The 241-nt window shown below is 36.9% G+C and carries 1 protein-coding gene; it reads left to right on the top strand.

The genetic code is table 11. The features are described from left to right. A partial coding sequence (locus AOA60_RS32950) for a hypothetical protein (RefSeq protein WP_218241006.1) occupies positions 1-241 on the top strand: 241 nt, incomplete at both ends.

Raw genomic sequence — 241 nt, 5'->3', positions numbered from 1 at the left:
AGATAGAGCATTGGACAGTTCCATTGCAGCAAACCGCGGTATCCAATATGGTTCTGGACTTGTTATTAATCAAGTAAGCCCCCAAATTAATGATGATGAAGAGAACTCATTAGCTCGGGCTGAAGCTTTCTTAGAAGATCCAGAAGCATATTTAAACAGTCTTGATCAGTTCAGTGAAAATTATATTGAAGAAGAACATAATCCTTATGCTATTGAATCCTTATACGATCAAGAATGGTTC

Source organism: Pseudomonas sp. 2822-17 (assembly GCF_002742485.1).
GTDB classification, from domain to species: Bacteria; Pseudomonadota; Gammaproteobacteria; order Pseudomonadales; family Pseudomonadaceae; genus Aquipseudomonas; species Aquipseudomonas cyclaminis.
The sequence above is the reverse complement of the archived record's forward strand: the minus strand, read 5'-3'. Positions and strand labels throughout refer to the sequence as shown.